Source organism: Streptomyces cirratus, from assembly GCF_014650775.1.
Taxonomy (GTDB): Bacteria; Actinomycetota; Actinomycetes; order Streptomycetales; family Streptomycetaceae; genus Streptomyces; species Streptomyces cirratus.
Map to the genome: position 1 here is coordinate 458,867 of NZ_BMVP01000003.1, position 20,354 is coordinate 479,220.

Sequence of the window (20,354 nt, forward strand, 5' to 3'; positions counted from 1 at the left end):
ATCTTGCTAACTTCCGTGATGCGGACAGGCGGCCTGAAAACCGCCCGTCCGACCACGTGACCGGCCGTGGGGGGCGAAGCCGGTATGAGGAACACCGTCGCCGGAACGACCGCCGGCGGCAGAGGCGGCGAGCGGAACGGCGGTCCCGGCTCAGACCCCGACCCTGAGCGTCCGGCCTGTTGCGGCATCGATCGCCTTCCGGTTGCCCAGGGGCGAGCGCAGCGTGAGGCTCACCGGCTCCAGCCTGATGTCCGCGGTGCAGACCGCACCGGGCTTCTCCCTCGTGCGGATCGACAGTCTCACGGTGATCGTGGTGCCCGATTCGCTGCCCGTGAGCTGCCCCGTCTGGCAACCGCCCACGCTCAGCGCCGTGGTGACGGCCCGTCCGTCCTGCCCGAGGTGAACGGCACGGGTGACGGGCTGGGCCCGAGGCGCCGACCCACAGGCCTCCCACACGACGCCTGCTCGACTGGTGAAACGCCCTCCGGTCGTGGGGCCGGCGCACCATCATGGGGCCATGACCACACCAGGCCCCGCCCAGCGGCTCGCCCTCCACATACGGACCACCCTCGGGGACGGGCCGTTCCGCCCGGCCCCCGGGTGGACCCACATGGGCGCCGTGATCTGTGACGCCGGGTTCCACGCCCGCCGCACGTACCGGTCGACCATATGGCCACGGCTTCTCCGGCTGGAAGCGGCCTGGCCCGACGCCGCCACCGTCCGCGGTTTCCGCGCACGGCTCGTCACGGAGGACCTCGCGGTCGCCATGGACTTCCGGAGCCCCGGCAAGGTCGCGACGGCCCACGGCATCGCCGATCTGCTGGCCGCCGCCGGAGTCGACACCCGCGACGATCTCCACCTCTGGCTCGGCCGCCAGGCCAACCGTGCGGCCCTGCGCACGGTGAAGGGCGTGGGGCCGAAGACGGTGGACTACATCGGCAATCTCGTCGGCCGGTCCCAGGTCGCGGTGGATGTGCACCTGCGGGCCTTCGCCGCGGACGCCGGTGTCCGCGGCCTCGGCTACCAGCAGCTGCAAGCGGTGTACGAGGAGGCCGCCGCCCTTCTCGGGCACGAGCCCGGCGGACTGGAGCACGCCGTCTGGCGGTTCAAGGCGGGTCCGGCGAGGAAGGCGGCGGCTGCCGGGGCAGGTGCCGGTCAGGCGTCGGGCTCGTAGAGCGCGGTGAGTTCGGCTCCGATGCGGGCCAGTGTGCGGCGGAGCTCCGGTGGGTCCAGGACTTCGATCAGGGCGCCGAAGCCCGCGAGCTGCGCCGCCAGCGCGCGATGGGCCGGTCCGTCGATGCGGACCTCCGTCCAGCCGTCGTCGAACGGCTCGCCGACCGTGACCCGGCCGCGGAGCAGCCGTTCGAGGCGGGGCAGCGCCTCGGGGGCGACGCGGGCGCGGGCCGTGACCGCGAACATACCGCCCTCGATCACCTGCGCCCGCTCCCGCCACACCGACGCGAGGTCGAAGTCCGGAGGCCGTTCGACCGGTTCGCCCGTAGGCTCGACGGACGTGACGCGGCTGAGCCGGAAGGTCCGCAGTCCCGACTCCGTACCGGCGACGAGGTAGTCGGCCCCCGCCTTGGCGACGAGCCCGAGGGGGTCCACCACCCGCACCCCCGGGGGCTTTGCGACCCCCGCGTAACCGAGCCGGACCCGCCGCCCCTCCACCACCGCGCCCTGGAGCAGTGAGCGGTGTCCCGCCTCCGCCGTGGCCGCATTGCGGAACCAGTCCGTGGCATCGGTGATTGCCGCGCGGGCGGCGGCCTCGGCATCGGAGCGCAGCGCAGGCGGCAGGGCACGTACCAACTTGCGCAATGTGGTGCGGAGTTCGGGGGTCGCGGCGAGCGGTCCCGTGAGCAGGAACAGCGCCCGGATCTCGGCGGCGGTCAGCCCGGTGAGGTTGGTGCGCGCCCCGCCGACCAGGGACCAGCCGCCGCCCCGACCGCGTTGCGAGTAGACGGGGATCCCGGACGCGGCCAGGGCCTCCAGGTCACGGCGGGCGGTGCGCTCGGACACCTCCAGTTCGGCGGCGACCTCGGACACGGTGACGCGGCCGCGCTCCTGGAGGAACAGCAGGGTCGCCACCAGCCGATCGGCCTTCATACGCGGCAAACCCCACTTCCTCCGGAGGAGCTCCGGGAAAACCGGCCAGAAGGTGGCCACTTTAGCCGCAACGATGAACCCATGAACGAGAACACCGCACAGCTCGCGGCCCCGCAGCCCCTGCCCGCCCCCGTCTTCGACCCGCGCCCCGGCCTCTCGGCGGCCATCGCGCTCGCCGGCCGCACCCTCGCCGCCGTCCGCCCCGACCAGTACGACTTGCCCACTCCCTGCGAGGAGTTCGACGTGCGGCGGCTGTCGAGCCACCTCGTCGCCGTCCTGCGCCGGATCGCCGTGATCGGGCGGGGCGAGGACCCGTTCGGCGTTCCGTCCTTCGCCGACGAACTGCCCGACGGCGCCTGGGCCGGGGCCTGGGCGCCGGCCGCGCTGGAGGCGGAGGCCGTGTGGTCGGACGACTCCGTCCTCAGCCGGGAGTTGCGGCTGCCGATCGGCCCGAAGCCGGGAGCGGTCGGCGCGGTGATCTACACCAGCGAACTCACCGTCCACACCTGGGATCTGGCGCGGGCGACCGGTCAGCAGCCCGCATGGGACCCGGCTCTCGTCGAGCGGGTACTGGACGTCATGCGCCGGTCCCTGCCGGCCGGCCGGCGCGGCGGCCCGGTGCCCTACGGGGCGGTCGTCGCCGTGGACGAAGACGCTCCCGCCATCGACCGGCTCGTGGCGTGGGCGGGCCGCCGGCCGTGAGCCTCCGGCCGGTCGGATATCGGGTGGATCCGCCCGCGCCACCTACATAGAGTGACGGTGGAAGGCATCGCCGGCAGGAGTCGAGCAGGAGCGGATCATGCGCACGCACTACCCCCGTACGGCGCACCTGCCATGGTCCCCCGGGGCGACTGCGGACGACGTGCGGATGTCCGGGCCCGTCGCGCTGGCCGGACGGGAGGTGGTCGTCACCGAGAAGCTCGACGGGGAGAACACCACCCTCTACCGCGACGGGCTGCACGCCCGCTCCCTGGATTCGGGGCACCACCCCTCCCGCGCCTGGGTGAAGGGCCTCCAGGGCCGCATCGGCCCGCAGATACCGGCGGGCCGGCGGGTGTGCGGTGAGAACCTGTACGCCCGGCACTCCCTCCCGTACGAGGAACTGGACAGCTGGTTCTACGGGTTCTCGGTGTGGGACGGCGACCGATGCCTGGACTGGGACCGGACCGTGCGCTTCCTGCGGCGTCTGGGCGTCCCCACCCCGCGCGTGCTGTGGCGGGGCGTCTACGACGAGCGCGCGCTGCGCAAGCTGCGGATCGACACCACGCGCCAGGAGGGGTACGTCGTACGGACCGTCGACGGCTTCGCGCGGGCCGACTTCGGGCGGTGCGTGGCCAAGTGGGTGCGCGGAGGTCACGTACGGACCGACACGCACTGGATGTACGCGCCGGTGGTGCCGAACGGGCTGGGGCCGACGGCCCCCCTGTGGGCGGTCCGGTCGGGCTCCGACCCGGACCCGGCGGGGCTGCTGGGGGCGCTCGGCATGGACCCCGTCCCCGCGCCCGGCGCCGCTGAGGCCGCCGCCGACGTGGCCGCCCGGCTGGACGGGCTGGGGCGGACCGGGGAGAGCCGGCTGACCGGGGTGCTCGCCGCCGCGCTGCACGGCGTACCGCGGGCCCGGCTGGGTGCGCGGCTGGCGGCGGGGCCGCTCGGGATGCCGTCCGCTCGGCGGGTCGCGGACCTGGTCGGGCTGTACCCGGCCCTGCGCCGGCCGTTCCCGGACGCGGAGCGGCGGGCCGGTCTGGTCCGGCTGGCCGCGGCCGCCGACCTGGGCGTACTGCACGCGCTGGCCGGGGCGCTGGGGGACCCCGCGGACGGGGCGGGACGCGACTGCGCCGAGTGGTCGGCGCTGTACGCCGAGGAAGCCGGGCTGCTCGGGCCCGACCCGCTGGGACCGTTGCGCAGCGGGCTGCGGGAGGCGCTCGCCGGGCTCGGACGGCACGCGGCCGACCGGTGCTGGGCCCGGGCGCGGGAGGCGTTCGGGCAGGGCGGGGTGCACACCGCCGAGGAGGCGGTCGCCGCGACCTGGCGCCTGCGCGACGGGGCCTTCCCGCACCTCGTGCAGTTGTGCGGGCCCTCGGGCAGCGGCAAGAGCACCTACGCCGGGCGGCTGGCCGGGGTGGAGACGTACATCAGTCTTGACGATCTGCGCACCGCCCGGGGTTCCCGCTCCGACCAGCGGGCCAACGCCGACGTCCTGCGCGAGGCACTCGACCGGCTGGACGCCGCTCTGTCGGCGGCCGCGCGCTCCGGCGGGACGGTGGTGTGGGACGCCACGTCCCTGACCAAGCAGCAGCGGGGGCTGGCCGGGGCGGTCGCACGCCGCCGCGACGCGCTGGTCACGCACGCCGTGGTGTGGGTGGGGGAGGACGAACTGGTGCAGCGCAACGCCTCGCGCGCACACCCCGTACCGAAGGGGGTGCTGGCTTCGCAGCTGCGCCGGTTCAGCCCGCCCTACCCGGGGGAGGCGCACCTGACCTGGTACGTCGGCGCCGACGGCACGCTTGCGGACACGGCCGGGTCGATCGGCGAGGCGGACACCGAGGATGCCCCGGCGCAGGCGGAGGGCACCCGGGCGGATACGACGCGACGGCCGGCGGTTGCCGGGACACCGGGCGAGGACGGCTGATGCGTACCAGCGAGGAGCTCTACCACCAGGTCCGCTGGGACCCCCGCTTCGACCCGGCGCGGTTCACGCTCGGGCTGCTCCAGCGCGGGGCCGCCCCCAAGCGGGTTCCGCTGCCGTCCTTCGTGCCGGGCGGCGACATCCCCTGGCACCGGGTGCTGTTCGTGGAGGCGGACGGGGAACTCGTGTGGGACCGGGCCACCGGAGTGGACCGGATCGACGTGACGCGGGCCGGGCGGGTGCGCGACCCCCGGCTGCTGCGGGCGCCGTTCTTCAACGCCCGCGCCCCGCACGCCTGGGACCCGGCCGGCGGCGGTGGCTGGCGGCCGGTGGAGGCGCCCGGCGCCGGGGCGATGCCCGGTCCCTCGCGGGTACGGCTGCTCACCTGGAACACGCTGTGGGACCGCTACGACGCCCCGCGCATCGCGACCGCCCGGCGCCGGCCGCTGCTCCTGGCCGACCTGGAGGCCGCCGACGCGGACGTGATCGCGCTCCAGGAAGTCGAACCCGCGCTGCTCTCTACGCTGTTGGCGCTGCCGTGGGTCCGGGCCGGCTACACCCTGGGCACCGACCCGGGTGGTCCCGACGTCCCGGAGAGCGGGTTGTTGCTGCTGAGCCGCCTGCCGGTGCGCGAGGCGGCCCTGAGCGTGCTGGGCCCCCACAAGGCGGTCACCGCCGTCACCGTCGACACGGCGGGCGGCCCGCTGGTGGTGGCCGCGACGCACCTGAGCAGTGACCACTCCGAGCGCGGGGCGGACCGGCGTGCGGCGGAACTGGCGCGGCTGGCCGAAGGGTTGGGCGGCGTCGAAGCCGCGCTGGCGCTGGTCGGCGACTTCAACGACTGGCGGTCCGGGGCCGAGGGGCCGGCGGCCGCGCTCGGGCTGCGGGACGCGTGGAGCGACGTGCACGGGCCGGCGGACGACACCCCGACCTTCGACCCGGTGGCCAATCCGCTGGCCGCGGTCGGCTCGCTGTCGGGGAGGGCGGCACGGCTGGACCGGATCCTGCTGCGGTCGGCGGACGCGCGGGTGCGGCAGGCCGCGCTGCGGGGCGACTCCCCCACCGCGGACGGGCTGTTCGTCTCCGACCACTACGGGGTTCAGGCGACGGTCGAGTTCGGGACGGACGGCGCGGGCGGCTCCCTCGACGTGCCGGCGACCGCGCGGACGGCGGTGGCCTGGCTGCCGCCGCCCGATCCGGCGGTGGACGCCCTGCGGCGGGAGCACGACCCGGGTGCGGACCGGTGGCCGCCGCACGTGAACCTGCTGTTCGGCTTCGTACCGGAGTCCTCCTTCGAGGAGGCGCTGCAGCTGGTGGCGGAAGTCGCGGCGAAGACCGCGCCGTTCGCCGTCCGGCTGGCCGGGGTGCACAGCTTCGGGCACCGCGAGGACGCCACCCTGTGGCTGGATCCGGCCGCCGACGGCGACGCGGCGTGGCAGGAGTTGCGGAGGGCGCTGGCGGGACGCTTCCCCGGCTGCCGCGGGCGGGGCGCGGACGCGCGGGGGTTCACCCCGCACCTGACGCTGGGGCGCAGCGGCGATCCGCAGCGGGCCGTCCGCGAGTTCGAGGACCGGCTCCCGGACGGGGGTTCGACGGCGCGGGTGGGATCGCTCGCGGTGCTGTCGCGGCGCGGGGACGAGCCGATGCGGGTCCGGGCGACCGTGGAACTCGGGACGGGGGCGGTGCGTTGGCTCCCCGAGAGGGCGTCTTCGCCGCGGGCCGGCGGTGCCTGGCCTACGGACGCGGACGACGCGGGGCCGGACATCGCCGGGTCCGTCGCCGCCCGGGTCGAGGCGGCGCTTCCCGACGGGGTGGTGCACCTGGCGGGTTCGCGGCGCATGGGCTGCGCCCTGCCGGAGGCGGACCTGGACCTGGTGGCGGCCCTGCCGGGCGAGGTGGAACCCGAGCGGCTGCGGGAGCGGGTCGCGCGGGCGCTGCCGCAGGCCCGGCGGCTCCGGCTGGTCAAGGGGGCGCGGGTGCCGGGGCTGCGGTTCCGGGTGGGCGGGCTCGACGTGGACCTCGTGGCCGTCGGCACGGGGACGGCGGCCCCGGCGGAAGCGGTGTCCCGGCGGGCCGGGTTGGGTGAGGCGGCGGCGGTGGCGCTGAGCGCGGTGAGCGACGCCGAGGCGGTACGGGGCTTCGTGGGCGCCGAGTCCGAGGCGTTCGCGGGGCTGGCCCGCGCGGTGAAGTCCTGGGCCCGGGCCCGGGGCCTGGACTGCGCACCGTTCGGCGGGCTGCCGGGGCTGGCCTGGGCCGTGCTGTCGGCGCGCACGGTCGCGGACGCCGAGGACCTGGCCCCGGGCGCGCTGCTCCGCGAGTTCTTCGCCACCTGGGCCGCCTGGGACTGGCGCGCCCCGGTCGCCCTGACCACACCGAGGGCCCCCGACGCGGACGCCGACTCCTCTGCGGGCCCCGGCCCCGATCCGGCTGCGGGCCCCACCGCCGATGCAGACGCGGACCCCGGCCCGGACGCGGGCTCCGGGCCCGCCACAGACCCCGGCCCGGACGCGGACGCGGGCCCCGGCCCGGACCCGGAGGCGGGCTCGGGCCCAGACGCCGGTGCGGGGCCCGGGACCGGGCCCGACGTGGCTGTCGTCGTGCTCACCCCCTCCCGCCCCGTCCGGAGTTGTACCGCCCAAGTGGGCCCCGGGATGCGGGACTTGCTGGTGCGGGAGCTGTACGCGGCGTGGGAGTGGCTGGACGCCGACCCCGACCGCCTCTCCCCCGCCGACCCCACGCCGCCCCACCGGCGGCACGCGGCGTGGGCGGTGGTCACCGTACGGGGCTCCGCGCCCGGGGAGTTCGAGGAGAACCTGGGCCGGATGCGGGGCCGTCTGCGCGCCCTGCTCGACGCCCTCGCGGACGCCGGTCTGCCCGACGCCCACGCCTGGCCCCGCCCGTTCGAGCGCGGCGACACCCTGGCCCGGTACGCGATCGGCCTCGGGACCGCCCCGCCGGACGCGGCCCGGCTGGCTGCTCTCACCGGCCCGTGGTCCTCGGGTCTGCCGGGTGTCGAGGTCACCTGGGCGGAGTGCGGGGCGGTCCCCTCGCTCGCCTGACCTGCGGGACGAGGGCGCTCAGACCTCGATGACGATCTTCCCGGCCGTGTGCCCGGCCTGGCTCAGCTCGAACGCCGCCGCCAGCTCGGCGAGGGGGAAGGTCTCGGCGACCGGCACCGTCAGCAGCCCGCTGTCGGCCAGCCGGCCCAGTTCGGCGAGGTCGCTCGCGACCGGCCTGACCCACATCCACTGACCGCCCGCGCCGAGCACCGTGTGGTCGGCGATCGACGCGTGGCGCCCGCCGTCGGCGAGGACCGCCCGCGTCACGTCGAGCACGCCGCCGACGAAGTCCGCGACGACGCTCACCCCGTCGGGGGCCAGCTCGCGGACCCGGTCGGCGAGGCCCTCCCCGTACGCGACGGGCTCGCAGCCCAGCTCGCGCAGCCGGTCGTGGTTGCGCGGCGAGGCGGTGCCGATGACGCGGGCGCCGAGCGCGCGGGCGATCTGCACGCCGAGGGAGCCGACACCGCCCGACGCGCCGTGCACGAGGACGGTGTCCTCCTTGCCGGTGCCGAGGCGGGTGAGCAGCTGGTACGCGGTGAGGCCGGCCAACGGCAGCCCCGCCGCCTGCTTCCAGTCGAGCGAAGCGGGCTTCGCGGCCAGCGCCCGTACGGGCACGTTGACGAACTCGGCGAAGGTGCCGCCGTGTACGTAGTCCTTGCGGGCGTACGCGATGACCTCGTCCCCGACCGCGTACTCGGGGACGTCGATGCCGACGCGCTCGACGGTGCCGGCGACGTCCCATCCCGGGACCACCGGGTACACGACGTCCATCAGCGCGTCGAGTCCGCCCGCCATGATCTTCCAGTCGACCGGGTTGACGGAGGCGTACTTGACGCGGACGAGCACCTCGCCGGGTGCGACCTTCGGGACCGGCAGCCTGCTTTCGGCGAGTACCTCCGTACCGCCGTACGTCTCGTATGCCATGGCCCGCATCGTTTCCTCGGACATGTACCCGGCCTCTCCGTGAGCTGGTGGCTGGTGAGCTGGTGGCTGGTGCGCTCGCCTGCGTGCCGCCATCCCATCACGGGCGGCCGGGTCCGCCCCGGCAAGCCGCGCCGCCGCCGGGCCGGCGAGGGGGGCCCGCTGTCCCGTGTCCGCCGGCGCTTGTCGGCCCGCCTCCCCCCGTCACCCGGGAGGCCCGCATGTCACGTCGCCCGGTGACCGGCGTCACCGGAGGCAGCCGGGGCACAGGCGCGGCGACCTGCGTCAGACTCGCCGCCGAGGGGCTCGACGTGGCGCTCGGCCACGTCAGCGACGACGCGGCCGCCCAGACCACCTCCGGTCCGGCCCGGGCGACCGGCGCCCGGTGCGTGACGGTACGGGGTGACACGTCCACGGAGTGCGGGGTGGAGCGGCTCTTCGACCTCGCGGGTGCCGAACTCGGCGCGGCGGCCAAGGGGGCCGGCGACGCGCTGACCGTCGCCTGGCCATGGAGCTAGGCGCGGACGGGATCCGGGTCAACGCCGAGGCGCCCGGCATCATTGAAACCGACATGCACGCGGCGATGGGCGACCCCGCCCCGGCCGCCCGGGCCGCCGGGACGATCCCGCTCGGGCGGCCGGGCCTGCCGCAGGAGGTGGCGGGGGCCATCGCGTGGCTGCCGTCGCCGGGCTCCTCGTACACGACGGGGGCCGTGCTGCGGGTGTCGGTCGGGCGCTGAGCCGGGCACCGAGAACGCCAGCGGCATCGGCACTGGCAACGTCACGGCACGGCACCGCCGCGCCTCAGCCGAAGGCGGCCCGCGTCGCCGGGCCGTAGACACCGGGCGGGTCGCCCTTGATGTCGCGGTCGCTCTGGAGCTGCGCGACACCGCGCCGGGTGCGCCCGTCGTAGACACCGGTGACGGCGACGTACGTGAACCCCTGCGCGTACAGCCGCTGCTGGAGGACGCGCACCTCGGGCCCCTTGTCCCCTTGGCGTAGGGTGCCGGAGTCCTCGGCGGGCGGCGCGGTGGTGCCGGGCGGGCCGCCCCGGGGCGTGCTCCCGGGGCGGGCGCCCGGGCTGGAGACGGGTCCCGACGGCGTGGCCGTGGCCGGCGCCGGGGCGGAGGTCTTCGGCCGGTCCGGGACGGCGGGAGAGGAACCCGTTTCGGCGTCGGGGCTGCGCGCCGGGAGCACCGGCACGCTCAGACCGGGCGGCGCCTCGGCCCGCGCGGGCTCCGGGTCGGGGCCGCTGAGCAGGAACACCAGCGCGCCGGCGCCGGTGAGCGCGAGCAGGCCGAGGACGGCTGCCACCCGTGCGCCGCGTCCGCGCCGGTCCGGTACGGGGGACCCCGCCGCGGCGGGAGCGGGCGGGGGAACGGGCCGCGCCGTGCCCTCGGGCCAGGTCGGGCCGTCCGTGGCGCAGGACGGCCGGCCCGGGGCTGCGACGTAGGGGCGCACCAACAGGCCGTCGTCAGGCATGGGCCCGCTTCCGGGTGGTGGTACGGGGAACCGCAGTGCAGGCGGGCAGGGGCATGGGTGCGTCTTTCGAAGTGCGGGTCGCGCCGTGGTGCTTGATCGGGGCGCACTCTTGCCGCCCGGGACGGGTCCGGTCAAGCCCGGTGTCCGATCCGCCCGTTCCCTCCGGTCGGGGGCGGGTTCCGGACTCCGGCGCGAATCGTGTCACCCGGACGCGTGAGCGGCGCGGCTGGGCCGTCCGGGGTGCGGCATGGTGGGGGGATGCAGTCACGCCGGGCCGCCCTGCCCCTTTCCCTCCTCGCGCTCTTGGCGAGCGCCGGCTGTGTGTCGGTCGGGCCGGGTGAGCCCGCCGCGGGTCCCGCGCGCGCCCTGCCGCCCGTCGGCGCGCCGGACGCGCCTGTCGCCGTGCCCTCGTCCCGGCCGCTGCCGCTGAGCCCGTTGCCCGAGCCCACTCCCGAACCGGATTCGGCCCCCGACCCCGGGCCGGCCGCGGACCGGCAGTCGAAGGAGAAGCCCCGCGCCCGTCCCGCCCGCAGGGGCGGCGAGCGTGCCGCGAAGCCCGCCGCCCCCCGCCGGGTCCGCCCGCCCGCCGCCGCGCGCAAGCCGCTCCCGCACGGCCCGGGCGGGGAGGAAGTGTGCGCGGCGGCGCAAGGCGTCGTCCCCCCGTCCGTCGTCGACCTGTGCGTGCGCCAGTACGGCCGCTGACCGGCCCGGATTCCGGACTGGCGCTCGGGGCTTGACCCTCACACCGTGTCAGGCCGTGCACTGGAAGGCATCATGTTCACCATCGGAGACTTCGCGAAGTACGGCCGGGTGTCGGTCCGCATGCTGCGTCACTACGACGCCCTCGGGCTGCTGCGCCCGGCACGAGTCGACCCCGTCAGCGGCTACCGCTCCTACGAGGCCGGGCAGCTCGCCCGCCTCAATCGCGTCATCGCGCTCAAGGAGCTCGGCTTCAGCCTCGAAGAGGTGGGGGCGATCCTCGACGAGCGGCCGGGCGTGGCGGAGCTGCGCGGCATGCTGCGGCTGCGGCAGGCGGAACTGGAGAGCGCCTTGGCCGCAGCCGCGGCGCGGCTGGCGGAGGTCGAGACGAGGCTCCGGACCATCGAGAGCGAGGGGACCATGCCCACCGACGAGATCGTCGTGAAGAACCTGCCGCCCGTCCGGCTCGCGGAGATGACCGGCGTCGCGGCCGGGTACGCTCCGCAGGAGATCGGGCCGGTCATCGGTCCTTTGTACGAGGAGCTGTGCAGCCGTGTCGAGGCCGCCGTGGTGGTTCCGACGGGCCCGGGTCTGGCCTACTACGAGGAGGCTGCGGACACCGCGCCCGGATCCGTCCTGGTGCACGCCGGACTCCCCGTCGCAGCGGCCGTCCACGCCGAGGACCTCGGTGGTGCGGTGAGGATCGTCGAGCTGCCCGGGGTCGAGCGGGCGGCGACCGTGGTGCACCGCGGGTCGATGGACGACGTGTTGCCCACGGCCCAGGCGCTGGCCCGGTGGATCGACGCCCACGGTCACCGCTCGGCGGGGTTCGCGCGCGAGCTGAGCCTGGCCTGCCCGGAGGACCGGGAGCAGTGGGTCACCGAACTCCAGGAGCCCCTGGCCCCCTGACGCCCGCGCCCGGTGCACGCCGCGCGCGACGTCCGCAGGCGGCCGCGCAGCGGCGGGCCGAGCGGGTCGTGTGCTCGCGGGTGGTTCGCAGGCGGCGCACGGCGGTGTGCCCGTATCGGCGCCACTCGGCGCGGGGCAGGCCGGCGCGCCGGCCGCCTCCGGCGATCAGGGCGTTGACCGGGGCGTGCGGGTCGGCGGCCATGCCCTTGGCGATCAGGACCCCGACCACCAGCGGGACCAGTGCCACGGCCAGCGCCGAACCGGCGGTGGCGACCTGCTGCATGCGCGGGCGGTGCGTGCCGGGCGCGGCTTCGTACGTCATGGCGCCATTCGACCAGCGGCAGCCTGGCGGGGAATCGGCCCGGATACTCAGGCCGTTGGACGTGGGGTACTCAGACGGGGTGGTGTGCGTGGCGGAGGAACCGGGCGGGCAGGGCTTCGAGGCGGCGACCGGGGACGGCCCGGCCCCGCCGGCTGGCCCCGGGCGGGCGGCCGAGGTCCGGACGGCGTACGAGGGGCTGATGCAGATCCGGCGTCTGGTGAACGGCCCGCGGGGCGCGGCGGTTCCCGCCCCGTGGGAGATGCGCAGGATGCCGCGCGCGGTGGCCCTCGTACTGGAGGCGGCGGGCATCGAGCCGTCGGCGGTGGACCCGGACGGGGGGCGTACGCACACCGGGTACCGGGTGGCGGCCGCGCCGGAGCCCGGGCGGGTCCAGGTGTCCTGGCTCGGGCCGCCCGGAGGTGGCGCGGCGGAGGAGGAGCAGGAGCGGCTGTCGCTGTGCGGGCGGGTGCTGGAGCGGCACGGCTGGGAATGTCTGCTGTACCGCGGTCCCCGCCGCCGCCGCTTCCTGGAGGTCGAACCACCCCGCTGAGGGCCGCCCCGAGGCGGTACGGTCCCGGGCCGGACCGTACCGCCCCCCGCTCAGCGGCAGGTCACGGCGTGCCGAAGGTCAGCGTGAGCCGTGGCGTGCCTTCGTTGGCTGCGGCTTCCGAGGACCACAGCCACAGGGCGTCGGTCCCGGTGCTGGTGAGCGCCAGGTTGTAGGCGCCGCCCAGTGCGGAGGCGACCTTGGCCGCATCCAGGCCTGCGGTGTGGACGGCCGAGCCGTCCGGGATGCCCGGGAAGCCGCCGAGCGCCGGGGCGCCCAGGCCCGGGCGGTTGTCGTACGTCGTTCCGCCCTCGGTCCACGCGCCGGTGACCGGGACCACCGAGACGGTGTCGGTCGTGCCCGCGCCGCTCATGGTGCTGGTCTTCACGCTGAGCGTCGCCGACTTGAGTACCGTGCCCGCCGGCGCGGCGGGCAGGTCGAAGCGCAGGTAGCTCGCGTACAGCGAGGTTCCGCGGACGGCGAGGGATCCCGAGGCGCCGTAGTTGGTGCCGGGGGCGCCGGCGTTGGCGTAGGTGTCCTCGGCCGCAGTGAGCTGGACGACCGAGTCGGCGGGTGCGGAGGCGAGGGCGTAGTGGTGCTGGACCTGCTCCGCGCTCAGCACGTTCGGGTAGACGGCCGTCTCGTCGAGCAGGCCCGCCCAGTAGTCGCTGGTCGGGCGGTCGGGCCAGGCGTTCAGGTTGTCGCCGCCCGCGTGCCAGTAGCCGGTGAAGTCCTCGTGGGTGGTGACGCCCAGGGTGCCCTTCCGGGCGCCGTCGACGTAGAGGGCCATGCCGCCGGGGCCCTGGGTGGCTACGACGTGGTGCCACTTGTCGTCGTTGTACCGGTCGGTGCCGGCGGTGGTGATGGTGCGGGTCGCTCCGGTGTAGACGCCGTAGACGAGCCGCCCGTCATTGGTCATGTAGATGTGCTTGTCGTACCGACTGCTGCCCCGGTCCTGGTTGTTGCCGAAGCCGACGAGCTTGCCGCCCCGGGTGGTGTTGGTCTTGAACCAGGTCTCGATGGAGTAGCTGCTGCCCACGGTCTGCCGTTCGTCCCCGTACACCTGGGTGTTGGTGCCGTTGAAGCCGATCGCCGTGCTCGCGCCGGTGACCGCGCCGGGCGACTGGCGCAGCGCCGGTCCGTTCAGGTGGACGCCGCTCTGGTTGCCCGCCGTCGAGGAGTCGGCGACGAACGGCAGGGCCGACTCGTCGTATCGCCAGTACTGCTGGGCGCCGTCGGTGCGGACCGCGTTCGGGTACGCGTCGATCGAGGTGGGGATGGTGACGGACGCGGCCCCGGACGGGGCGCTGGTGTTGCCGGCCGCGTCGGACGCCGTCACGCGGTAGGTGTAGGACTGTCCGGCGAGGGCGGTGGTGTCCGTCCAGGAGGCCTGGGGTCGCTTGAAGAACAGTGAGTCCGCCGTGACCGTGCCGATCGGGGTCGCCGATCCGTTGCGGTAGATCCGGTAGGTGAGGGCGCTGTCGTCCAGGTCGAGGCTGGTGCGCCAGCGCACCTGGACTTCGCCGGGCTTGAAGCTGACGGCGCTGGTGACGGGCACGGTCGGCGCCCCGGTGTCGCCGGTCGAGGCGAAGCGGGTCAGGCTCTGCTGGTCGGCCCCGTTGACGGTGGTGAACTCGCCCCCGACCCACAGGTAGGGGACTCCGGCCTTGGAGCCCACCGTCATCACGCGCGGGCCGATGCCCTCGCCGATGCCGTCGTTGGTGTCGGGGGCCCAGCCCAGTTTGCCGACGCTGGTGGTCGGCTGGGCCAGGAGGTGGTGGCGCCGGCCGTCGGGGTACTCGCCGACGCTGGAGCAGTCGTGCGCGTGCGAGGCGCTGTAGAGCACGTTCTGGTAGGGCAGCACGGCCTGGGTGGCGCCGAGGCAGGTGTCGCGCCAGCGCTGGTTGAAGTCGCTGAGGTCGAGGGCGATACGGCCGTCGAACACGCCGCCGCCGGTGCCCTCGTTGCCGGTGTAGATGCCGGTCGCGTCGGTGGCGATGTCCTTGACCACCGAGTTGGTCTCTATGAAGCCCGGGTAGGTCTTGGTGAGGGTGCCGCTCGTCGGGTTGACGACGGCCAGGGCGTGGGTGTTCGTACCGTTGACGGTGAAGAAGTCGCCGCCGAGTACGACGTTCTTCCCGTCGGGTGTGACTTCGACGGCGCGGCCCGGCTCGTCCGCGTCGGCGGTGAAGGGCCTCAGGGCGCCGTCGCCCGCGCCGACCGCGGCGAAGCGCCTGCGGGGCTGGCCGGAGACGGTCAGGAAGTCGCCGCCGGCGTAGACGGTGTCGGCGGTGACGGCAAGGGCCCGGACGGTGGCCGCGAAGGCCGGCCGGAAGGACGTCTTCACGGTGCAGCTCGCCACGTCGACGGCGGCGATGCTGGAGACGGGTGTGCCGTTGACGGCTCCGAAGTAGCCCCCCGCGTAGAGGGTCTTCTTGTCGGGTGAGAGCGTGAGCGCGCGGACGGTAGCGGTGCCGCCGGCGACGGTGAAGTCCAGGGAGCAGGAGGTCGGGGCGCCGGTCGCGGTGTCGAGCGCCACGAAGTTGACCGCCGGCCGCTCGCTGCCGCCACCGCCCGCCGGGGGGCGTACGGCGGAGAAGGTGCCGCCGACGAAGACCGTGCCGCCGGTCTCGGCGAGGGCCCATACGACGCCGTTGGGCTGCCAGGTGGGCAGCGCGTCGGCGGTGAAGGCGACGGGCGGGGTGATGGCCGCCGCCTGCGGGGCGAGGCCGAGGCCGATGACGGTGGCGGTGCCCGCCAGGGACAGGGCGAGGGCGGTGACCGTCCCTCTGGATCTACGCATGAACCCCCCAGTTCGGTGTGCGTTCCGCCGCGCGTGCGCCGCGCGGGCCACGGCCGTACGGCCGTCCGGCCCGGCGAGCAGGCCGATGGTCGTACGTACGGGCGCACACCCTAGGGCGAATCGGTCCGCCCGGCACGGCACTTGACCCATCGGATGCGAAACGTGCCCGGGGCGCCCGCGCCGGGCGCGTTCCGGTGCACCGCGGCCGCGCCCGGCGCGTTCGTTCACCCGGGCGCACCCCGGGGAAAACCGCCCCGCGGGGGCCCGCGCCGCTCTACCGTGCCCTGAGGGCGTTCGGCACGGCACCGGAGGTGGGCGGGATGGACGACGAAGAAGACATGCGGCTGGCGAGGATGACGCCGGAGATCTCCCGCCGGACGCTCGCGATGCTGCGGGGTCTGGCCGGGATGGAGCCGCCGGAGCAGGTACCCGAGGAAGCCATGATCGTGGCCGACGCCATCCTCGCCGAACACGGCACGGACGGGCTCCGCGTCCTGGTGATGACCCTCGCCGCCTGGGCGACGGCGCAGATCGAGAACGTCGCCGAGCTGAGCCGGCGCAGCCACGAGGCGGTGCTCGACGCGATGGAGCTGGCCTGTCTGGAGGCGAGCGCCGACGACTGAGCCCCTCACCGGCCGCATGTGCGAGGTCACGGGTGGCGACCGGCAGGTCCCGCGCGGGCCCCGGCGCGGGACGTCGGCCTGATCCGTGGCCGGGCCCAGGGCGGGAATCGAGGCGTCGCACTACCCCTTGCGCCGGAGTCGGCGACACTGAGGTGACAGCACCGTTGTGGGGGGTCGTGATCGGAGGCCGTCGTGAGCACACCTTCCCCCATCCGGCTCGCCGCCGTGTTGTCCACCGAACATCGCGGGCGGCTGATGGCCCTGGCCCGAGAGGTCAATTTCCGTGAGGGCTCCCGGATCTTCGACGAGGGCGGCCGGGCGGATTCCTTCTGGATCGTGCGTTCCGGCACCGTCACCCTGCAGCTTCCCGTCCCCGGCCGCCGGGCGGCGCCTATCGAGAGCCTCGGCCCGGGTGAACTGGTGGGCTGGTCATGGCTCTTCCCCCCGTACACCTGGCAGCTCAGCGCCGAGGCGATGACCCTGGTACGGGCGTACGAATTCGACGCGCCGACGGTGCGGATGCAGATGGACGCCGACCCCGCCTACGGTTCCGCCATCGGGCATTGGGTGGGGCGCGTGCTGGCGATGCGGCTCCAGCAGACCCGCACCCGGCTCCTCGATCTGTACGCGCCCCGTCTCGCAACGACCCGCTGAACCCCTCGGAAGCAGGCGTCTTCGGCCGTTTCGCCACTGCGTGTTCGCACAGGTCAACGGACCGTCACCGCTGCGGACTGCGCTCATTCGCTCACGAACGGTGACGTGAAATCGCGGCCCGAACGAGCGTTCTGGCGCCGCATGGGCAAGACTCCCGTCCGTTATCCGGCACAACGACCCCGAGGAGTGTTCGAAATGCGGTCCATCAGCAGGAGTCTGGGACTGGCTTCCGGAGCCATGGCGCTCACCGCTCTCACCGCGCTGGCCGGGTCCGGAGCCGCCGACGCGGCGCCGGCCGGAGCCCAAACCCTCTACGCCCCGTCGGCGCTCGTGGTCAGCGTCGCCAGCGGAGAGGACCCCGCCCAGGCGACGGTGATGCGCGCGGTGACACTGGTGTGCGCTCCGCGGCCGACGGGCACCCACCCGGACCCGGCCACGGCGTGTGCCCAGCTGCGGGCGAACGGGGGCTCACCGGACGCGCTGACCGCCCCCCGAGCGAACGTGCGGTGTACGAGGGAGTGGAACCCGGTGACGGTGACGACCGACGGCGTGTGGGAGGGCCGCCGGCTGAACTACGCGCACACCTTCGCCAACCCGTGCGAGCTGCGCAGCAGTGAGGGCGTCCTGTTCCACGTGTAGGACGGCGCGCCGGATCCTGCCGGGCGGCGCCGTGCGACCGCCGCCCGGTCCGCGTCACCCCAGTTCGAGGCTGGTGACCCCGTACATGCCGGACAGGTCGAGCTCCGGCGCCGGGCCCGTGTACATGCGGGCGGTCTCGAAGGTGGGCACCAGCCCCAGTCCCGCCACCAGCCCGGCGGCCGCCGGGTTCGCGTCCGGTACGTCCACGGCGACCTGCCCGCCGGGAGCGTGCCGCGCGAGCCCCCGCAGCAGGCCCGCGGCGATGTGGGGACCGGCGGCGTACAGCGGGCCGATCCTGGCGGAGTCGCTGCCCGGGCGGACCACGCCGAGGCCCTCGACCCGTCCGTCCCGGACGGCGGCGAGGGCCGTGCGCCCGGGCAGCCCCGTCCACGCCGCGAGGAAGGAGTCCCGGGCCTCCGGGAAGAACAGCCGGTCGTAGGAGGCGAGTGCCGCGAAGGGCAGCGAGGCGGCGTCCACCACCCGCACCCCGTGGTCGTCACCGGCCGCCGGGACCCCCTCGTAGCGGACGTTGTTCCAGGCCCGGCGGAACCCGGACTTGCGGTAGTTGCCCTGCTGCTCGACCACCCCGTCCAAGCCGACGAGGCGCCCGTCGAGCCGTTCCATCCCTGCGTTCCACAGCCGTATCCCGTACCCCTGGCCGCGCACGGCGGGCCGGGCGATGTAGAAGCCGATGAACCCGAAGCCGGCGCCGTAGCGGACCGCCGAGATGCAGGCCACCGGCTCCCCGTCGAGCCGGCCGACCAGGAACCCCCCGGGGTCCGCGACCGCGAAGGCGTGACGGTCGCCGACGCCCGGGTTCCAGCCCTCCTCCTCGGCCCAGGAGCGGATGAGTTCCATGTCGCAGGCGCTCGCGCCGGTGATCTCGAAGCCCGTCATGCCCGGTGTTCTACCAGACGCCACCGGGCCCGCACAGCCCCGCCCGGCCGCCCTGGACACCCGTCAAGCCTCTCCGCTCAGCCCGCGCAGATCACGTCGTCCAACCGGATCGGCCGGCTGTCGAGCCGTACGTAGGCCGTGAAGGTGTCCGTGGAACCGCCGTCCCAGTGGGTGGTGACGGTGGCCCAGCCGACGCCGGCGTTCTGGGCGACGGTGGCCGGGCCGACCGTGATGCGGTTGGGCTTGCTCTGGGCGCAGAGCAGCACGTCGCTGTCCGGGTTGTTCCTCTGCTTCTCCCTGAGCTGCTGGGAGACACGGTGCCGGCGGTCGTGGGCGGAGGGGCCGTGGTGCCCGTAGAAACCGGTCAGAAAGCCGCTGATCTGGGCGGCGGTGTGCCGGCGGGCGAGGACGGCGATGTCGCCGAACGGGGGCGCGTCGGCCAGGGCGGGGGCGGCGGCCGTGGGGACCAGGAGGGCGGTCAGGGTGAGCAGCAGGGCGCCGGAGAGGTGAGGCGTGAGCTTCATGTCCGGTTTGTAGCTGCCCACGCGGCCCGGCCGGGCGGGACGCGGCGGGGACCTCACCCCAGTGGGGGCGGGATTCACCACTGTGGGCCTTCGGGCCGGTCCCCCTCGTCCCGCCGGGGTCCGGCGCGGACCGGGCCCGCGGAAAACGGGTTCGCGGGGCGGGGGCGGTCTGCGTAGGGTCGGCTCATGGGGAAGCCGCTCGTCGCAGTGTTCAGTGGGGCAGGGATGTCCACCGATTCCGGGATTCCGGACTACCGGGGACCACAGGGGCTGTGGCGGCGTGAGCCCGACGCCGAGAAGCTCGTCACGTACGCCTACTACATGGCCGATCCGGACGTCCGGCGGCGTTCGTGGCTGATGCGGGCCGAGATCGGCGCCCTCGGGGCCCGGCCCAACGCCGCACACCTCGCGGTGGCGGAGCTGGAGCGCGGCGGTACGCCGGTGCGGGTGGTCACCCAGAACGTGGACGGCCTGCACCAGCTCGCCGGCATGCCCGCGCGCAAGGTGTTCGAACTGCACGGCACGGCCCGGTCGGTGGTGTGCACGTCCTGTCATGCCCGGTCGGAGATGGACGAGGCACTGGCCCGGGTCGCCGCCGGGGAGCCGGATCCCGCCTGCCGGGCCTGCGGCGGGATCCTCAAGGCGGCGACGGTGATGTTCGGCGAGCGGCTGGACCCGCAGGTGCTGGGGCATGCCATGGCTGTGGCCAAGGGGTGTCAGGTGTTCATCGCCGTCGGGTCGACCCTCCAGGTGCAGCCCGCCGCCTCGCTGGCCGGGATGGCCGCCGAGGCGGGGGCCCGTCTGATCATCGTGAACGCGGAGGAGACCCCGTACGACTCCCTCGCGGACGAGGTGATCCGCGAGCCGATCGGGACGGCGCTGCCGGCGCTGCTGGCCCGGATCGGCAGCTGACCAGGGTCCCGTCCGGGCTGTGGGCGGCGTTCCCGGTCAGCCCTCGGCGTCGGCCGCGCGGCGCATCTGTGCCACGTCCAGCTTCTTCATCGTCATCATGGCGGCGGTCGCGCGCGTGGCGCGTCCGGGGTCGGGGTCGGCGATCAGGTCGTGGAGGCCGGGCGGGATCACCTGCCAGGACACCCCGAACCGGTCCTTGACCCAGCCGCAGGCCGACTCCTGGCCGCCGTTGCCGCTCAGTTCGTCGTAGTAGTAGTCCGCCTCGGCCTCGTCGGCGCAGTCGATCATGAACGAGACGGCCTCGGTGAAGGGGAACTCCGGGCCGCCGTTGAGACCGACGAACTTCTGGCCGTTGATCTCGAACTCGACGAACAGCACTTCACCGCCCGGGGGCACCGCCTCGTTCCTGCGGACGGTGCGACCGCGCTTGCCGTCCTTGAAGACGGACAGGTAGTAGTCGGCGGCTGCCTCCGCGTCGCCGTCGAACCACAGGCACGTGGTGAAGCCGGTGCTGTCGCTCATGACTGCCTCCAGGTCGGGTGCGGGACGGACCCGGTGCCGGGTGCCGTCTCACACATACAGACCGGTCCCCGGCCCGGAACTCATCGGTGGGCCGGGGACCGGTCTGC

20 protein-coding genes and 1 pseudogene are annotated in these 20,354 nt (G+C 74.9%); 13 read left to right on the forward strand and 8 right to left on the reverse strand.

The annotated features are described in order from the left end of the window. Window positions 1–223 precede the first annotated feature (223 nt). Together IE207_RS11780 and IE207_RS11785 are read left to right on the forward strand one after the other, a co-directional pair. Window positions 224–403 (forward strand): hypothetical protein, encoded by a 180-nt coding sequence (locus IE207_RS11780; RefSeq protein ID WP_190184032.1) that lies wholly within the window; start codon window positions 224–226, stop codon window positions 401–403. A gap of 114 nt (window positions 404–517) precedes the next feature. Continuing rightward, entirely contained in the window at window positions 518–1,174 is a 657-nt protein-coding gene (locus IE207_RS11785; protein WP_190184033.1) for a DUF8548 family protein, read from the forward strand. On the opposite strand, the gene IE207_RS11790 is transcribed toward IE207_RS11785, so the two are convergent. After that, window positions 1,156–2,106, reverse strand: a complete 951-nt coding sequence (locus IE207_RS11790; RefSeq protein WP_190184234.1) for a helix-turn-helix transcriptional regulator — start codon at window positions 2,104–2,106, stop codon at window positions 1,156–1,158. The genes IE207_RS11785 and IE207_RS11790 overlap by 19 nt on opposite strands. 81 nt (window positions 2,107–2,187) lie before the next feature. Here IE207_RS11790 and IE207_RS11795 point away from each other — a divergent pair, with 81 nt between their 5' ends. The 3 genes from IE207_RS11795 to IE207_RS11805 all read left to right on the forward strand — a co-directional run bounded on the left by IE207_RS11795 (window position 2,188) and on the right by IE207_RS11805 (window position 7,791). Beyond that, window positions 2,188–2,808: a TIGR03086 family metal-binding protein gene (locus IE207_RS11795; RefSeq protein WP_190184034.1), complete on the forward strand. Its 621-nt coding sequence runs from the start codon at window positions 2,188–2,190 to the stop codon at window positions 2,806–2,808. A gap of 97 nt (window positions 2,809–2,905) precedes the next feature. Continuing rightward, entirely contained in the window at window positions 2,906–4,735 is a 1,830-nt protein-coding gene (locus IE207_RS11800) for an RNA ligase family protein (protein WP_190184035.1), read from the forward strand. After that, the gene (locus IE207_RS11805; protein ID WP_190184036.1) at window positions 4,735–7,791 is read left to right on the forward strand and encodes a poly(A) polymerase; all 3,057 of its coding nucleotides are present in this window, start codon (window positions 4,735–4,737) and stop codon (window positions 7,789–7,791) included. Before IE207_RS11800 ends, IE207_RS11805 begins: the two co-directional genes overlap by 1 nt. Before the next feature lie 18 nt (window positions 7,792–7,809). Here the strand turns inward: IE207_RS11805 and IE207_RS11810 are convergent, their stop codons facing one another. Further along, on the reverse strand, window positions 7,810–8,727 hold the full coding sequence (locus tag IE207_RS11810) for an NADP-dependent oxidoreductase (RefSeq protein WP_190184235.1): 918 nt from the start codon (window positions 8,725–8,727) through the stop codon (window positions 7,810–7,812). Window positions 8,728–8,936: 209 nt separating this feature from the next. Here IE207_RS11810 and IE207_RS11815 point away from each other — a divergent pair. Then, a pseudogene (locus tag IE207_RS11815) lies at window positions 8,937–9,454 on the forward strand (SDR family oxidoreductase). A 64-nt stretch (window positions 9,455–9,518) separates the two neighbouring features. Here the strand turns inward: IE207_RS11815 and IE207_RS11820 are convergent. Then, complete coding sequence (locus IE207_RS11820) at window positions 9,519–10,196, reverse strand: peptidoglycan-binding domain-containing protein (protein ID WP_190184037.1); 678 nt, start codon at window positions 10,194–10,196, stop codon at window positions 9,519–9,521. Window positions 10,197–10,454: 258 nt separating this feature from the next. Here IE207_RS11820 and IE207_RS11825 point away from each other — a divergent pair, with 258 nt between their 5' ends. Next, the gene (locus tag IE207_RS11825) at window positions 10,455–10,898 is read left to right on the forward strand and encodes a hypothetical protein (RefSeq protein ID WP_190184038.1); all 444 of its coding nucleotides are present in this window, start codon (window positions 10,455–10,457) and stop codon (window positions 10,896–10,898) included. Between the two features lie 72 nt (window positions 10,899–10,970). Next, on the forward strand, window positions 10,971–11,804 hold the full coding sequence (locus tag IE207_RS11830) for a MerR family transcriptional regulator (RefSeq protein ID WP_190184236.1): 834 nt from the start codon (window positions 10,971–10,973) through the stop codon (window positions 11,802–11,804). On the opposite strand, the gene IE207_RS11835 is transcribed toward IE207_RS11830, so the two are convergent. Beyond that, window positions 11,773–12,126 carry a hypothetical protein gene (locus tag IE207_RS11835; protein WP_190184039.1) on the reverse strand — a complete coding sequence of 118 codons (354 nt, stop codon included), beginning with the start codon at window positions 12,124–12,126 and terminating at the stop codon, window positions 11,773–11,775. The two genes, IE207_RS11830 and IE207_RS11835, sit on opposite strands and share 32 nt — an antisense overlap. A gap of 61 nt (window positions 12,127–12,187) precedes the next feature. Between IE207_RS11835 and IE207_RS11840 the strand changes: the two genes are divergently transcribed. Then, the gene (locus IE207_RS11840) at window positions 12,188–12,676 is read left to right on the forward strand and encodes a hypothetical protein (protein WP_229873653.1); all 489 of its coding nucleotides are present in this window, start codon (window positions 12,188–12,190) and stop codon (window positions 12,674–12,676) included. 61 nt (window positions 12,677–12,737) lie between these two features. Here IE207_RS11840 and IE207_RS11845 read toward each other — a convergent pair whose 3' ends face one another. Beyond that, window positions 12,738–15,476, reverse strand: a complete 2,739-nt coding sequence (locus IE207_RS11845; RefSeq protein WP_190184040.1) for a DNRLRE domain-containing protein — start codon at window positions 15,474–15,476, stop codon at window positions 12,738–12,740. 320 nt (window positions 15,477–15,796) lie between these two features. Here IE207_RS11845 and IE207_RS11850 point away from each other — a divergent pair, with 320 nt between their 5' ends. From IE207_RS11850 to IE207_RS11860, 3 genes are all read left to right on the forward strand, one after another. After that, the gene (locus IE207_RS11850; RefSeq protein WP_190184041.1) at window positions 15,797–16,099 is read left to right on the forward strand and encodes a hypothetical protein; all 303 of its coding nucleotides are present in this window, start codon (window positions 15,797–15,799) and stop codon (window positions 16,097–16,099) included. 192 nt (window positions 16,100–16,291) lie between these two features. Further along, entirely contained in the window at window positions 16,292–16,753 is a 462-nt protein-coding gene (locus IE207_RS11855) for a Crp/Fnr family transcriptional regulator (protein ID WP_190184042.1), read from the forward strand. A gap of 195 nt (window positions 16,754–16,948) precedes the next feature. Further along, window positions 16,949–17,392 (forward strand): subtilase-type protease inhibitor, encoded by a 444-nt coding sequence (locus tag IE207_RS11860; RefSeq protein WP_190184043.1) that lies wholly within the window; start codon window positions 16,949–16,951, stop codon window positions 17,390–17,392. A gap of 54 nt (window positions 17,393–17,446) precedes the next feature. On the opposite strand, the gene IE207_RS11865 is transcribed toward IE207_RS11860, so the two are convergent. Both IE207_RS11865 and IE207_RS11870 read right to left on the reverse strand, forming a co-directional pair. Continuing rightward, entirely contained in the window at window positions 17,447–18,289 is an 843-nt protein-coding gene (locus IE207_RS11865) for a GNAT family N-acetyltransferase (RefSeq protein WP_190184044.1), read from the reverse strand. A 77-nt stretch (window positions 18,290–18,366) separates the two neighbouring features. Then, on the reverse strand, window positions 18,367–18,813 hold the full coding sequence (locus IE207_RS11870) for a hypothetical protein (protein WP_190184045.1): 447 nt from the start codon (window positions 18,811–18,813) through the stop codon (window positions 18,367–18,369). 186 nt (window positions 18,814–18,999) lie between these two features. On the opposite strand from IE207_RS11870, the gene IE207_RS11875 reads away from it, so the two are divergent. Further along, the gene (locus tag IE207_RS11875; protein WP_190184046.1) at window positions 19,000–19,725 is read left to right on the forward strand and encodes an SIR2 family NAD-dependent protein deacylase; all 726 of its coding nucleotides are present in this window, start codon (window positions 19,000–19,002) and stop codon (window positions 19,723–19,725) included. Between the two features lie 36 nt (window positions 19,726–19,761). Here the strand turns inward: IE207_RS11875 and IE207_RS11880 are convergent, their stop codons facing one another. Next, window positions 19,762–20,247: a VOC family protein gene (locus IE207_RS11880; RefSeq protein ID WP_190184047.1), complete on the reverse strand. Its 486-nt coding sequence runs from the start codon at window positions 20,245–20,247 to the stop codon at window positions 19,762–19,764. Window positions 20,248–20,354: the final 107 nt, after the last annotated feature.